Origin of the sequence: Variovorax sp. LjRoot290, assembly GCF_964253985.1 — a bacterium.
In the GTDB taxonomy this organism is placed as follows: Bacteria; Pseudomonadota; Gammaproteobacteria; order Burkholderiales; family Burkholderiaceae_C; genus Variovorax.
The window spans coordinates 4247864-4260995 of record NZ_CAXURW020000001.1; the positions used below are offsets into that span (position 1 = coordinate 4247864).

The window sequence follows — 13132 nt, forward strand, 5'->3', positions numbered from 1 at the left end:
CGTTTGGGGGACCCCCTCGCCTGGCGTGCCCTGCTATCCCAGCGCCCGCAGCTCCCGCAACGCCACCGCCAGCATCGCCGCATCGGGCGCCGCCACGGCGCGCAGTTCGCCCAGCAGCTGCGCCGCGCGCTCGAGCGTGCGCCCGTTGCTGGCCTGCCAGGCCTCAACCAGCGCCGCCGGCGACTCGCCCTCGCCGCCGCCGGCCAGCACCGCGCCGGTGATCGAGCGCTGCAGGCCCGACAGATCGTCCTGCATCGCGCCCTTGGCCAAGGCCTGCCAGTGCTGGTCGCCCGGGAGCGCCGCAATCCGGTCGCGCAGCCAGGGCATGCCCAACCGGTTGGCAAGATCGAAGTAGATCGCCGCCACCAGTTCCACCGGCCAGCGCGCGCTGCCGGCGATCTCGGCGATGTCGAGCGTGGCGTAGAGCGTGCCGAAGGTGACCACGCGCTCGGCCAGTTCGCGCGGCACGCCCTTGGCAACGTAGTGCGCCATCGCCGCATCGACGCGGCTGCGTTCGTCGGCGTCGAGCAGCTGCGGCAGCCGCGCCGACAGCGCCTCGACGTTGGGCTTGAAGTGCTCGATGGTCGCGGACATGTCCTCGGCCAGGCGCCGCGAGCGCAGGAACCACATGGTGCCGCGTTCGAGCTGCCGGCTGGTGTCGATCAGCATGCTCGACTGCACCTCGTCGTCGACCTGGTTGTCCAGCGCCTCGATCGCCAGCCACAGCGGCACCATGCCGAAGATCTCGCGGTTCATCAGGTAGGCGCGCACGATCTCGAAGGCGCGCGCGCCGGTGGTCTCGGCCAGCCGGTGCACGAAGGTGCTGCCGACGCGGTTGACCGTGCTGTTGGTCACGTGGGTGGCGATGATCTCGCGCTTGAGCGGATGGCGCGGCATGTAGCCGGCGAACTTGGTCGCCAGCAGCGCCGGGAAGTAGCGTTCGAGTGCCGTCGCGACCCAGGGGTCGTCGGGCAGCGTCGAGGCCAGCAGCTCGTCGTAGAGCCAGATCTTGCTGTAGGCCAGCAGCACCGCGCGCTCGGGGCTGGTCAGGCCCTGGCCTTGGGCGCGGCGCTCGGCCAGTTCCTCGTCGGAGGGCAGGTACTCGATCGCGCGGTTCAAGCGCCCGCCCTTCTCGAGGTACTGCATGAAACGCGTCTGCGCATCGAGCAGCTGCGGCGCGATGCGGCCGGTGACCGACAGCACCTGGGTCTGGAAGATGTTGTCGCGCAGCACCAGCGCGGCGACATCGTCGGTCATCTCCGGCAACAGCGTGTTGCGCTGCTTCTCGGTGAGCTCGCCCTCGGTGACCGGCAGGCCGAGCAGGATCTTGATGTTGACCTCGTGGTCGGAGGTGTCGACGCCGGCCGAGTTGTCGATCGCGTCGGTGTTGATGCGTCCGCCGGCAAGCGCGTGCTCGATGCGCCCGAGCTGCGTGCAGCCGAGGTTGCCGCCCTCGGCGAAGACCTTGCAGCGCAGCTCGCGGCCGTTGACGCGCAGCGCGTCGTTGGCACGGTCGCCGACCTGCGCGTGGCTCTCGCTCGTCGCCTTCACGTAGGTGCCGATGCCGCCGTTGTAGATCAGCGCCACCGGCGCTTTCAGGATCGCATTGACGAGCTCGGTGGGCGTGAGCGCATCGGCCGTGATGCCGAGCACCTGTTTCACCTCGCGCGTGATCGGAATCGACTTGGCGCTGCGCGCATGGATGCCGCCGCCCTCGGAGATCAGCTTGGCGTCGTAGTCAGCCCACGAAGAGCGCGGCAGCTTGAACAGGCGCTCGCGCTCGGCGAAGCTCTTGGCCGCGTCGGGGCTCGGGTCGAGAAAGATGTGCCGGTGGTCGAAAGCCGCCACCAGCAGGATGTGCGGCGACAGCAGCATGCCGTTGCCGAACACGTCGCCCGACATGTCGCCGATGCCGGCGACCGTGAACTCGGTCGATTGCGTGTCGATGCCCATCTCGCGGAAGTGCCGCTTCACCGACTCCCAGGCGCCACGCGCGGTGATGCCCATGACCTTGTGGTCGTAGCCCACCGAGCCGCCGGAGGCGAAGGCGTCGCCGAGCCAGAAGCCGTATTCCTTGCTGATGCCGTTGGCGTAGTCGCTGAAGGTGGCCGTGCCCTTGTCGGCCGCGACCACGAGGTAGGGGTCGTCCTCGTCGTGCCGGCGCACCTGCGGCGGCGGCACGATCGCGTCGCCGACCCGGTTGTCGGTGATGTCGAGCAGGCCGCGCAGGTAGTCCTGGTAGCAGGCCACGCCTTCGCGCATGAAGGCATCGCGGTCGCCCGCAGCGGGCGCGCGCTTGAGCACGAAGCCGCCCTTGGAGCCCACCGGCACGATCACCGTGTTCTTGACCATCTGCGCCTTGACCAGGCCCAGCACCTCGGTGCGGAAGTCTTCCGGCCGGTCCGACCAGCGCAGCCCGCCGCGCGCGACGCGGCCGCCGCGCAGATGCACGCCTTCGAAGCGCGTCGAGTAGGCGAAGATCTCGAACATGGGCTTCGGCGCCGGCAGGTCGGGCACCTTCGACGAATCGAACTTGAACGAGACGAAGCTGCGCCGCTTCCCTGCCGCATCGCGGCGCCAGAAGTTGGTGCGCGTGGTGGCCAGGATCAGCGCCAGGTACTGGCGCAGCACGCGGTCTTCCGAGAGGTTGGCCACCTGCTCGAGCGCGGCCTCGATCTCGCGCACCTTGTCATCGGCGCCGTCGGCCTGCGCCGGATCGAAGCGCAGCTTGAACAGCTCGACCAGCGCGCGCGCGATCGGCCCATTGGCGACCAGCGTGCCTTCGATGAAGGACTGCGAGAGCGCGAAGCCGATCTGCCGCATGTACTTGGCATAGGCGCGCAGCACCACGATCTCGTGCGCCGGCAGACGCGCCGCGAGCACCAGGCGGTTGAAATCGTCGTTCTCGACCTCGCCGCCCAGCACCGCGCCGAAGGCTTCCTCGAACACCGGGCGCAGCGCGTCGATCTCGATGTCGGCATCGCCGATCGTGCTCTGCAGGCCGAAATCGTGGATCCAGATCGGCGCTGCGCCCTGCGGCGCGAGCCGGTGCGGATGCTCGTCGAGCACCTTCATGCCCAGGTGCTCGAGCATCGGCAGGCTGGCCGAGAGCGTGAGCGGCTCGCCGCGCCGCAGCAGCTTGAAGCGCAGCGTGCCGGGCGGCGCCTCGAGCGGCCGGTAGAGGTTCATGCCGAGCGGCTGCGCGTCGCTCAGCTGCGCCATCAGCTCGATGTCGTACACCGCGGCGCGCGCCGCGAACTCGTCGCGGTAGCCGGCGGGGAAGGCGCCGCCGAAGCGGCGCAGCAATTCGTTGCCGCGCGCCTCGCCGGCCGATTCGATCAAGGCCGACTTCAGGTCGTCGTCCCAGCGCCGCGCCGCGGCCACCAAGCGCTGCTCGACCTCGCGCACATCGAAGGGCGGGATGCTGCCGGGCTTGGTGCGCACGGTGATGTGGATGCGCGCCAGCACCGACTCGGACAAGTGCACGTTGAACTCGGAGCCGATGCCGTTGAACTCGCGCATCAGGATGTCCTGCCACTTCTGACGCAGCTCGGTGGTGTAGTTCTCGCGCGGCGCGTAGATCAGGCAGGAGAGGAAGCGCTCGAAGGGATCGCGCCGCACGAACAGACGGAAGCGCTGGCGCTCGCCCAGGTGCAGGATGCCGGTCGCGGTGTGCAGCAAATCGTCGTCGCTGGTCTGGAACAGCTCGTCGCGCGGATAGGTCTCGAGGATATTGATCAGCGCCTTGCCCGAGTGGCTGCCCGCGGCCAGGCCGGCGCGCTCGACCACGTCGGCGACCTTGCGCCGCAAGAGCGGAATCTCGGCCGGGTTGGCGCTGTAGGCGGTGGAGGTGAAGAGGCCCAGGAAGCGGTCTTCGCCGCACACCTGGCCCGCGTCGTCGAAGCGCTTGACGGCCACGTAGTCGAGGTGGCCGGGGCGATGCACGGTGGAGCGCGAGGTGGATTTGGTCACCACCAGCAGGTCGGGACGGCGCGCATGGGCGCGCACCTCGGGCGGCAGCGCGGCGAAGGCGGCGTTGGCGCTCGGCGTCGGGCCGTCGCGCAGGATGCCCAGGCTCGAATCGGGCACGATCTTCAGCACGTCCTCGCCATCGATCTTGTCCAGCTCATGGCTGCGGCAGCCGAGAAAGGTGAAGTGGTTGTCGGCCAGCCAGCGCAGGAAGGCCTGGCCTTCGGCAAGCTCCTGCGGCGGAATCGGCGGCGCGCGCTCGTCGAGGCCGCGGACGATGTCCAGCACGCGCTCCTGCATCTTCTTCCAGTCGACCACGGCCAGGCGAACGTCGCCGAGCACGCGCGCCAGGTCGGCGGCCAGCGCCTCGAGTCGGGCCGGCTCGGGCACGCGGTCGACCTCGACATGGATGAAGGATTCGCGCCGCGCATCGGGCGACGCGCCCTCGCCTGCCAGCCCCTGAAGCGTACCGTCGCTGCCGCGGTTCACGGCCACCAGCGGATGAATGATCAGGTGCAGCGTCAGCCCGTTTCGGTTGACTTCCATCGTCACCGAATCGACGAGAAAAGGCATGTCGTCGTTGACGATCTCGATGATGGTGTGCGTGGACTGCCACCCATGCTCCGCGATCGTCGGGTTGAACACCCGAAGCTTCGCGCGCCCCGGCTCGCGCTTTCGCGCGAAGCTCCAATGCGAGAGCGCCGCGCCGTACAGATCGGCCACCTGGCGCTCGGCCAGGTCCTCGGGATCGACCTGGCCGAAGTACTGGCGCGCGAAGGCGGCGAGTTCGTCCGCCGCCTCGGCCGGGACCTTGGCCCGAATCAGTTGCACCACTTCTTCGAGGCGCTCGTCCCTGCGCCCTGATTCGACTGTCTGGGTGGTCATCAGCATGCTTGTCTCCGGGTTGGCGTCGTAAATCTACATCGCAATGCGGGCAAAAGAATGACTTGCGCTGCCGCGGCCGGCGTTGGAGACTGGAAAACTCGAACGGAGGGCCACGCCATGAGCACCGAACTGCAAGCCACTGTGGACGCGCTGGTTCAGAAGGGCAAGGGCATTCTTGCCGCCGACGAAAGCGGGCCGACGATCGCCAAGCGCTTCAAAGCGATCGGCGTCGAGTCGACGGAGGAGAACCGGCGCGCCTGGCGCGGCCTGATCCTGGCGGCGCCGGGGCTGGGCCAGTACATCAGCGGCGTCATCCTCTACGAGGAGACGCTGACCCAGCGCAGCGGCGAAGGCGAAGCGCTGCCGCAGCTGGCCGCCCGGCAAGGGATCGTGCCGGGCATCAAGGTCGATGCCGGCAAGATTCCATTGGCGCTGGCGCCGGGCGACGAGATCACGCAGGGCCTGGACGGGCTCGCGCAGCGCCTCGACGGCTACAAGCAGCACGGCGCGCGCTTCGCCAAATGGCGCGCGGTCTACAACGTCTCCGACGTGCTGCCGAGCCGGGCGGCGATCGAGGCCAATGCCGAAGCGCTCGCGCGCTACGCGGCGATCTGCCAGGCCCAGGACGTGGTCCCGATCGTCGAACCCGAAGTGCTGATCGACGGCGATCACACGCTGGCGCGCTGCGCCGAGGTTACGCAGGCCGTGCTGCTCGAGGTCTTCCACGCGCTCTACCGCCACCGGGTGGCGCTCGAGCACATGCTGCTGAAGCCGAGCATGGTGGTGCCGGGCAAGGCCCATGCGCAGCAGGCTGCGCCGGATGAAGTTGCGGCCGAGACGCTCCGCGTCCTGCGGCGCACGGTGCCGGCGGCGGTGCCGGGCATCAACTTTCTTTCCGGGGGCCAGTCGCCGGCCGAAGCGACGGCCAACCTGGACGCGATGAACCGCATGGGCGCCCAGCCTTGGCATCTGAGCTTCTCATACGGACGTGCATTGCAGGACACCGCGATGCAGGCCTGGCAAGGACAGCCGGCCAATGAACGCCGGGCTCAGGATGCGCTGCAGAAGCGCGCGCGATTGAACGCCGCGGCATCCATGGGAAAGTACAGCGCTTCGATGGAAAGCACCGACTAGGGCTTGCGCCAAACGCTCGCCAGCCACGGCTGCTGTTCGATCGGCAGGCCGGCGGGACGGTAGTAGTGAGCGACTTCGGCGAATCCGGCGACCGACATGTGGCTACGCCACGCCTCCAGATCATGAAAGGCGCTGTAGCGCGCACCGCTCCAGCCTTCCTCGCCAACGCCGCGCGGGTTCGAGCTGAACAGCACGCCGCCCGGCTTCAGCGTCGCGTGCAACTCCCGCAGCACGCGCGGCAACTCCTGCGTGGGGACATGGAACAGCGCTGCATTCGCGAACACGCCGTCGAAGCGGCCTGGCGGCAAATCCAGCGCAAGAAAATTCTGCTGCAGCACCTCGCAGCCGCTGTAGGCGCGTGCCATCTCCGCCAACCGCGGCGCTCCCTCCAGCCCGGTCGCGAGATGCCCGAGCCGCTTGAAGGCCAGCAGATCGCGCCCAGGCCCGCAGCCGAAGTCGAGTATCTCGAACGGCGGCGGCGCCTCGATCGCCCCGAGCAGCGCCGCGATGTTCTGGCTCACGTCGTGATCGCGCGTGGCGGCCCAGAAATCTTCGGCCCGCCGGTCGTAGTGCGAGAGCGTCGACGCGGCGATCCGTTCGAGGTCTTCGGCCGTCAGGGTCACAGCGTCGCAACGCGGCCGGAGATCAGGCGCGCTCCCCGGTGATGTAGTGCTGCAGCTGTTCGATGATGAACTTCTGCTCCGAGATGATGCCCTTCACCAGGTCGCCGATCGAGATCAGACCGGCAAGCTTCCCCTCGTCGATGACCGGCAGGTGGCGCACACGGCTCTGGGTCATCAGGGCCATGCACTCCTCGCTGGTCTGGTCGGGGCGCACGTAGATGACCGAGGTCGTCATGATCTCGCGCAGCGGCGTGTCCTTGGACGAGCGCGCCATCAGCACGACCTTGCGCGCATAGTCGCGCTCGGTCAGCATGCCGACGATGCGGCCCTGCTCCAGGACCAGCAGCGCCCCGATGTTCTTCTGCGCCATCCGCTCGACGGCTTCGAACACCGAGGCCGTGGGTTCGATGGTGTGAACCGTCCGGTCGCCTTTTTCCTTGAGGATTTCTGCCACGGTCTTCATAGGTCATTTCTCCGCAAAGGGCGTTGCGCCTCAGACTACTCCAAGCTCGAAATCAATGCACGGAGGCTTCATGGATCTTCAATTGAACGGCAAGCATGTACGCATCACCGGCGGCGACCGCGGCATCGGCCTGGCCTGCGCGCGCGAGTTCCTTCGCGAGGGTGCGAAGGTCAGCCTGATCAGCCGCACCGCGGCCGATCTGGACGACGCGGTGGCCCAGCTGCGAACGGAAGGGCACACCGAGGTTCGCGGCCACAGCGCGAATCTGAGCGACGCAGGCGCCGCGCTGGCCATGCTCGACGCTGCGGAAGCGGAGCTCGGCCCGATGGATGGCGCTGCGACGCCGATGGTGGTTTGAAGGAAGAGCCGAGGCGGCTAACGCAACCCCTGGAACGATCCGGCGTCCTTGGTCGCGGGCCGTGTTTCGATGAGCCAGTCGACCGGCTCGCCGGCCTTCCGCGTGTCTGCGAAATCAGCCATCGGCACCGCCGGCCATCCGGGGCTCCGACTCATCAGACGACGGTGCTCGAACATGGAGAGCAGGTACTTGACGCGTGCCGCGCCCAGATAGGGGAATCGCATGTGTATCTCCGTCCTGGCTTTTCGACGCTTGCGTACACGACAACCCGGTGAGGCGGGCTGCGGGACTGGGATCTCCCTGGCGAGGCGCAACAATAGCGGAACGCGGCTCGAACGCCAAGTCGGAAGATGTGACTAATTGGAGAGCCGCCCTTCATCTGCCGGAGAGGTGGCCGTGAAGGTCGTGCAAGTGGCCGACGGTCCGGGAGGCCCTGCCACCCGGCCAATTGGCGACGCGCGCCGCGGCCAGCCTGTCGATCCGGTCCTGCCGCTTCAGCGCGGACTCGATTGCGGCCCGCGTGCGCTCTCTTCGAATTTCGAGCCAAGCCAGCGGCGTCGCGATGACGAGGCCCGCGAAGGACGCGAGCGCCGCCACCAGCGCGGCAACCACCACCAGCGGTTGCAGGTCGTGCAGGTCGAAAGCGCTGGGATTCACGGTCCCCGCCGGAACAGCGGGCGGAACAGGCGGGGGCGGGAAGGCAAGCTCTACCCAGAACATGCCAAGCGCCAGCATCGTCGCGAACACGAACGTCCAGGCGAAAAATCGCTGGTACCTCTTGCGCACCACCACGGGTGAATCCATTGCGCGCTCTGCTCGACGGAAGCTCGATGGTGCGAGGTGGCGAGGTGGATGTCAGACAAAGTAAGCACCAACCGCCGGACTGTGTCGAATCACAATATCGCGATAGTCGCCGGCATCGCGCGGCGGCTCTGCTAGAATCCCGCCTCCCCGAAACGCCCTGGCCTCTTTCGGGATCGCCTGCGCAGGCAACGCCGAATCTCACGGCGGCACGTCGAACCAGAGCCACCACGACGAAAAAAACAAACGGTGACTCCTGCATGTGAATGTGCCGTAACGTGGGCCGCGTAAGTGCCCACGGCCAACATCCAAAGCCCGCCTCCGCGCGGGCTTTTTCATGCCCTGAGAACAGGCCGCCGCTCGGACCGTGCGCGCACACGCCGCATGTACTACGAAATGTGTACAACTTTGCCGCGCGTTGTGTTGGTTGCGTCAGAAACCGAGTGGAAGATTCTCCACCGCGGCAGTGGACAAGACTGTGGAAAAGGATGTGCGCATCGCTGCAGACCGTTGCCACGCGGGCGTCACGATGCTGTGCCTGCAAAAGCAACACGTGGCCCTTGGCCTCCCTCCCAAATTACTCCCAAATTACTCCCAACTCGGGGCCTACATTGACACCTGTCAGCCCTGGTTCCTCCAAACCCTCCTTTCATCTGTGAAGGGCTGACCTTGGCCCGCTTCGGCGGGCCTTTTTTTGCCCCAGCGCCAACCGACTCGGCTGCAGGCATGTGAAATATTCACATTTCTTAACCACTTCTTGTATATTGATACGCCGCTGTACGCCAAAGCCATTAAGGAGCCACGCGATGGACTCGGATTTTCATCTTCGCAAGGTACAAACGCTCAGCCCCAAGGCAGCAAAGATCGCATTGCGGATACTGGACGCTGACCCCAACATTCCTGCCGAATCAATCCTGGCGCTGCGCCCTGCCCTGGTTGAGCGATGCAGCGAATCGCAGTCTTTCGGAACCACCGACTGGATGACGATCGCTGCGATCGAGCGCCCCGCCATCCGTCGCTTCACCGAACGCTTCGAAAGCCGCGAGCAACGCCATGCTCGACTTTGGGTGACGAGTCTTCGCCAGGAGTCGCGGAAAGCCCCTCGTCCGTCGCTTGCCGACAGCGCCTACGGCTCACTTTGACGGGGCATGGCGCAGAAATGCAAAACGGGCCGCGAGGGGGCCTGCGCTGCCGCCGCCCGGCGAAACATGGTTCGCCTTGTGTTCCGGAAAGCGGGTCGAACCCGCGAGCTCCAGGGCGTCGCACGCACGGCCAGCCACTCGGGGCTGCCCAAGGTTTCAGCGCCCGCGAGCTCGTAGCAGGCGTAATAGCGCGGCGAGCCTGCGGCGTCGATATACCGGGCCGCTCGGACGGTCCCCGGCACGGCAGCCAGTCCGGGCAGATGTTCCTGCGCGTACCAGGCACTGAGGTCGTCCTCGAACTCGGGAAGCACGTCCGTCTCCACAACGTAGTGGTGCGAGGCGACTTGGCCGGCAGAGGCACCCCGCACCTCTTGCAGGCAGGCGAGCCGTCTCCATTCGCTGGCACCACCTGGGGTGAGCGTCGGCGACGCACTCCCCGATCCGTAGAAGTAGATCAAAGGGCCATCCATCGCGTGCCACGTCTGAACTTCAGGCGGCAGCGCGTGGACCGGCGCGAGCGGCTGATCGACCACGGATGCGTCGTACTTGAGAAGCCATAAATCTTGCATTCGCGGCTCCCCGTCAATGTGCGACGTTCAGGGCAACCAGCAGGCGCGACACCATGTTGTAGGCCGCCACGGTCGCCACGACTTCCACCACGCCCTTGGGGTCGAAGTGCTGCTGGATCCGATCCATGAGCTCTTCCGGAACCACGACCTGACGGGTCATGGCATCGGTCAGCTCCAGCACCAGGCGCTCCGGCGGCGCAAACACGTCGGACAATCCGTCCTGCCGGACGGCGTCGATCTTCTCGGCGCCGACGCCGGCCTTCTGCGCATGCGGCACGTGCGCGTCGTACTCGAATCCGGCGCCGTTGAGGACAGCGACCCGAAGGATCATCAGCTCGCGAAGATCGGCGGGTACGCCGGTCTGGTTGCGAACCGCCGTGAGCATGCGCTCCCAGCCTGAGGCGATCGGCCCGCTGTTGAGGAGCACCTGGTAGAGCAGCGACACGCGGCCGCGCTGCGCCATGATGCGGGACTCGACTTCGGCCAGCTCGGGGCGTGTGCCGGGCTGCACGAGGGGTACGCGGATACGGGCAGTCGTCATCACTCGGCCTTGATGTTCTTGGCGCGGATCAGCTTCGCCCACTTCTCGGTGTCCCGCTTCTGGATGGTCGCCAGTTCCAGGGGCGTGGATCCGGCAGGCTCGGTGCCCGTCTTCAACAACTTCTCGCGCACGCCTGGGTTGGCCAATGTGTTGCGCACCGCCCTGTTGAGCGCCTCGATGATCTCGGGCGGCGTCTTGGCAGGCGCAAACAGCGCGTACCAGTTGTTGGTGTCGACGCCCTTGATGCCTTGCTCTTCCAGCGTCTTCACGTCCGGCAGCGAAGGATGTCGCTTGCTCGACGCCACGCCCAGCGCCTTGAGCCGTCCACCTTGCAGGTGCCCGAGCAACCCGGGCACATCACCGAAGAATCCGCTGATCTGGCCTCCCATCAGGTCCGTGATGGCCGGCGCTGCGCCTTTGTAGGGGACATGAAGCAGCTTGGCGCCGCTCGAATCGGCCAACTGCTCGATCGCCAGATGCGGAATGCTTCCTGTGCCGGAGGAGCCCATCGGCGTTGGCTCGGCGCGTTTCTTCGTCGCCGCCACGAAGTCGGCCGCATCCTTGGCCGGGCTGGTCTGCTGGGTCACCAGCAACTCGACGTTGTTGACGACCAGCGAGACCGGCGCGAAGTCACGCTGCATATCGTAGGGGAGCTTCTCGTACAGCGAAGAATTGATCGCAGCCGCGCCGACGCTGGTGAACCATAGCGTGCCGCCGTCCGGGGCCGACTTCATGACATCGACGGCACCGATCGCGCCGTTGGCGCCCGGCTTGTTGTCGACGATGACCGTACGGCCCAGCTCCTTGCCGAGCTGCTCGGACAGGGTCCGGGCGACCGAGTCGACAGGTCCCCCGGAGGTGAAGGAAACGACGATCCGCGTCGTCTTCGGCTGTGCGTGGACTGCGGGCATCAGCGCGATGGCGAACGCGGCCGTGAGCAGGATGCGTTGAATGGTCATGAATGTCTCCGTCTTGCAATAACTCGAATCTCAGTCGCAGCGCGCGGTCATGCCGCCGTCGACGATCAGTTCGGTGCCGGTGATGAACCGCGCCTCGTCGCTGGCCAGGAACAGCACCGCGCTCGCCGTGTCGCGGCCGTCGCCCATGAAACCGAGTGGAATGCGTTTCTGGCGCTGGGCCAGCAGTGCGTCGACGTCGCCGCCCGCGCGCTGCTTCGCCAGGCGTGTTTCGACCATCGGCGTGTGCAGCTGTCCCGGCACGACGCTATTGACCCTGACCCCCTTGGCCGCGTGCTGCACCGCGATCACGCGCGACATCTGGATGACGCCAGCCTTGGTCGCGGCGTACGCCACCTGCGCACTGCCGGTCCAGCGCAGGCCCGATGTCGAAGAGATGTTGACGATTGAACCCCCGCCCTTCGCCAGCATCGTGGGAAGCACATGCTTGCAGGTCAGAAACACGCTCTTGAGGTTGATGTCGATCTGCAAATCCCATGTCTCTTCGGCCAGCTCCACCGGCCCGCCCGCCGCGGACCCCCCCACGTTGTTGACGAGGATGTCGATCGTCCCGTAGGCGTTCAGGCAGGCAGCCGCCATGGCCGCCACGCTCTCGCTGTTCGTGACGTCGCAGACCCACGGCGTGATCGACGCGCGGGCGGCACCGGCCAGCTCGAGTGTCTCGTCGAGTCGGGCGCCATCGCGATCGACCGCCAAGACCCTGGCGCCCTCCTCGGCGAGGCGCACGGCGATGGCGCGGCCATTCCCCCAGCCGGCGCCGACGCAACCGGCGCCGGTCACGATGGCTACCTTGTTCTCGAATCGCAGGCTCATGTCCTGTCTCCAAATTGATAAAGACGCTCCGGGTTGCCGACCAGCAGCGCATGGCGCGCGGATTCCGTGGGTGCGATCTCGGCAATGAGGTCGACGAGCTGCTGCTCGTCGGGTACGGGTCCGGCGTGGTTCGGGTGGGGCCAGTCGTTGCCCCATACGACCCGGTCGCCGAACTCGGCGACCAGCGTTCGAGCGAAGGGTTGGGCGTCGGTGTAGGGCGGGCCCAGCCGCGTGATGCGGTCCATTCCGCTCACCTTGACCCAGAAGCGCTCGTCCGCCATCAGCCGGAGCAGCGCCTGGAAGTCCGGCTGGTCAAGACCCAGCGCTGCATCGATGCGACCGATGTGGTCGATCACCACCGGCGTGGGCGAGCGACGCAGCGCGGGCGCCAGGTCCGTGAGCAGCGCGGGATCGCCGTGAATCTGCAGATGCCAGCCGAGCGGCGCGAAGCGGCCCGCCAACGACAGGACCTCCTCGATGGGTGCGTGCCGGCCGAGGTGGCCCATGAAGTTGAAGCGGACGCCACGGAAGCCCGCGGCGTCGAGCCGCTTGAGTTCTGCGTCGCCGACGTCGGTCGGCAGCAGGGCGATCGCGCGGTAGCTCGAGGGCCGCGGCGCGACGGCGTCCTCGGTGGCGCGGTTGTCGAAGCCATGGCAGGCCGACTGCACGACCACGCAGCGTTGCAAGCCGAGTCGGTCGTTCAACGCGTACAGGGCCTCCTTCGGCGCATCTGCTTGGGGAACGAAGGTGGCGTCAGGGGCGTACGGGAAGCGCATGCCGGGCCCGAACACATGGCAGTGGGCGTTGCAGGCCCCCGGGGGAAGGGTTGAGGTCATGAAGGCAGTGTCCCCATCGCA

13 protein-coding genes are annotated in these 13132 nt (G+C 67.0%); 3 read left to right on the forward strand and 10 right to left on the reverse strand.

The window, feature by feature from the left end:
* Positions 1 to 33: 33 nt before the first annotated feature.
* Positions 34 to 4854 carry an NAD-glutamate dehydrogenase gene (locus tag ACSQ9A_RS21125; RefSeq protein WP_436306335.1) on the reverse strand — a complete coding sequence of 1607 codons (4821 nt, stop codon included), beginning with the start codon at positions 4852 to 4854 and terminating at the stop codon, positions 34 to 36.
* Positions 4855 to 4971: 117 nt separating this feature from the next.
* On the opposite strand from ACSQ9A_RS21125, the gene ACSQ9A_RS21130 reads away from it, so the two are divergent.
* Positions 4972 to 5988 (forward strand): class I fructose-bisphosphate aldolase, encoded by a 1017-nt coding sequence (locus ACSQ9A_RS21130; protein ID WP_436305043.1) that lies wholly within the window; start codon positions 4972 to 4974, stop codon positions 5986 to 5988.
* On the opposite strand, the gene ACSQ9A_RS21135 is transcribed toward ACSQ9A_RS21130, so the two are convergent.
* Positions 5985 to 6611, reverse strand: a complete 627-nt coding sequence (locus ACSQ9A_RS21135; protein WP_436305044.1) for a class I SAM-dependent methyltransferase — start codon at positions 6609 to 6611, stop codon at positions 5985 to 5987. The two genes, ACSQ9A_RS21130 and ACSQ9A_RS21135, sit on opposite strands and share 4 nt — an antisense overlap.
* 22 nt (positions 6612 to 6633) lie before the next feature.
* Positions 6634 to 7074, reverse strand: coding sequence for a CBS domain-containing protein (locus tag ACSQ9A_RS21140; protein ID WP_093106108.1), 441 nt, complete (start codon positions 7072 to 7074; stop codon positions 6634 to 6636).
* A 70-nt stretch (positions 7075 to 7144) separates the two neighbouring features.
* On the opposite strand from ACSQ9A_RS21140, the gene ACSQ9A_RS21145 reads away from it, so the two are divergent.
* Positions 7145 to 7432, forward strand: coding sequence for an SDR family NAD(P)-dependent oxidoreductase (locus ACSQ9A_RS21145; RefSeq protein WP_436305045.1), 288 nt, complete (start codon positions 7145 to 7147; stop codon positions 7430 to 7432).
* 17 nt (positions 7433 to 7449) lie between these two features.
* On the opposite strand, the gene ACSQ9A_RS21150 is transcribed toward ACSQ9A_RS21145, so the two are convergent.
* A complete protein-coding gene (locus ACSQ9A_RS21150; protein WP_093106102.1) occupies positions 7450 to 7656 on the reverse strand; it encodes a hypothetical protein in 207 nt (68 codons plus the stop codon).
* A gap of 151 nt (positions 7657 to 7807) precedes the next feature.
* Positions 7808 to 8236 (reverse strand): hypothetical protein, encoded by a 429-nt coding sequence (locus tag ACSQ9A_RS21155; protein ID WP_436305046.1) that lies wholly within the window; start codon positions 8234 to 8236, stop codon positions 7808 to 7810.
* A gap of 803 nt (positions 8237 to 9039) precedes the next feature.
* Here ACSQ9A_RS21155 and ACSQ9A_RS21160 point away from each other — a divergent pair.
* Entirely contained in the window at positions 9040 to 9375 is a 336-nt protein-coding gene (locus ACSQ9A_RS21160) for a hypothetical protein (protein WP_436294958.1), read from the forward strand.
* Here ACSQ9A_RS21160 and ACSQ9A_RS21165 read toward each other — a convergent pair.
* From ACSQ9A_RS21165 to ACSQ9A_RS21185, 5 genes are read right to left on the reverse strand one after another with little or no spacing between them, the layout of a single operon-like run.
* Positions 9360 to 9944, reverse strand: coding sequence for a hypothetical protein (locus ACSQ9A_RS21165; protein ID WP_436305047.1), 585 nt, complete (start codon positions 9942 to 9944; stop codon positions 9360 to 9362). The two genes, ACSQ9A_RS21160 and ACSQ9A_RS21165, sit on opposite strands and share 16 nt — an antisense overlap.
* Positions 9945 to 9957: 13 nt before the next feature.
* Positions 9958 to 10485, reverse strand: a complete 528-nt coding sequence (locus ACSQ9A_RS21170) for a carboxymuconolactone decarboxylase family protein (protein WP_436305048.1) — start codon at positions 10483 to 10485, stop codon at positions 9958 to 9960.
* Positions 10485 to 11444 carry a Bug family tripartite tricarboxylate transporter substrate binding protein gene (locus ACSQ9A_RS21175; protein WP_436294956.1) on the reverse strand — a complete coding sequence of 320 codons (960 nt, stop codon included), beginning with the start codon at positions 11442 to 11444 and terminating at the stop codon, positions 10485 to 10487. Before ACSQ9A_RS21175 ends, ACSQ9A_RS21170 begins: the two co-directional genes overlap by 1 nt.
* 30 nt (positions 11445 to 11474) lie before the next feature.
* Positions 11475 to 12275, reverse strand: coding sequence for an SDR family NAD(P)-dependent oxidoreductase (locus ACSQ9A_RS21180; RefSeq protein WP_093106084.1), 801 nt, complete (start codon positions 12273 to 12275; stop codon positions 11475 to 11477).
* Positions 12272 to 13111 (reverse strand): amidohydrolase family protein, encoded by an 840-nt coding sequence (locus ACSQ9A_RS21185; protein ID WP_436305049.1) that lies wholly within the window; start codon positions 13109 to 13111, stop codon positions 12272 to 12274. Before ACSQ9A_RS21185 ends, ACSQ9A_RS21180 begins: the two co-directional genes overlap by 4 nt.
* Between the last annotated feature and the right edge of the window lie 21 nt (positions 13112 to 13132).

Coding starts and splice junctions, on each gene's coding strand:
- ACSQ9A_RS21125 (WP_436306335.1), bottom strand. CDS start 4,854: ATGACCACCCAGACAGTCGAATCAGGGCGCAGGGACGAGCGCCTCGAA.
- ACSQ9A_RS21130 (WP_436305043.1), top strand. CDS start 4,972: ATGAGCACCGAACTGCAAGCCACTGTGGACGCGCTGGTTCAGAAGGGC.
- ACSQ9A_RS21140 (WP_093106108.1), bottom strand. CDS start 7,074: ATGAAGACCGTGGCAGAAATCCTCAAGGAAAAAGGCGACCGGACGGTT.
- ACSQ9A_RS21145 (WP_436305045.1), top strand. CDS start 7,145: ATGGATCTTCAATTGAACGGCAAGCATGTACGCATCACCGGCGGCGAC.
- ACSQ9A_RS21150 (WP_093106102.1), bottom strand. CDS start 7,656: ATGCGATTCCCCTATCTGGGCGCGGCACGCGTCAAGTACCTGCTCTCC.
- ACSQ9A_RS21155 (WP_436305046.1), bottom strand. CDS start 8,236: ATGGATTCACCCGTGGTGGTGCGCAAGAGGTACCAGCGATTTTTCGCC.
- ACSQ9A_RS21160 (WP_436294958.1), top strand. CDS start 9,040: ATGGACTCGGATTTTCATCTTCGCAAGGTACAAACGCTCAGCCCCAAG.
- ACSQ9A_RS21165 (WP_436305047.1), bottom strand. CDS start 9,944: ATGCAAGATTTATGGCTTCTCAAGTACGACGCATCCGTGGTCGATCAG.
- ACSQ9A_RS21170 (WP_436305048.1), bottom strand. CDS start 10,485: ATGACGACTGCCCGTATCCGCGTACCCCTCGTGCAGCCCGGCACACGC.
- ACSQ9A_RS21175 (WP_436294956.1), bottom strand. CDS start 11,444: ATGACCATTCAACGCATCCTGCTCACGGCCGCGTTCGCCATCGCGCTG.
- ACSQ9A_RS21180 (WP_093106084.1), bottom strand. CDS start 12,275: ATGAGCCTGCGATTCGAGAACAAGGTAGCCATCGTGACCGGCGCCGGT.
- ACSQ9A_RS21185 (WP_436305049.1), bottom strand. CDS start 13,111: ATGACCTCAACCCTTCCCCCGGGGGCCTGCAACGCCCACTGCCATGTG.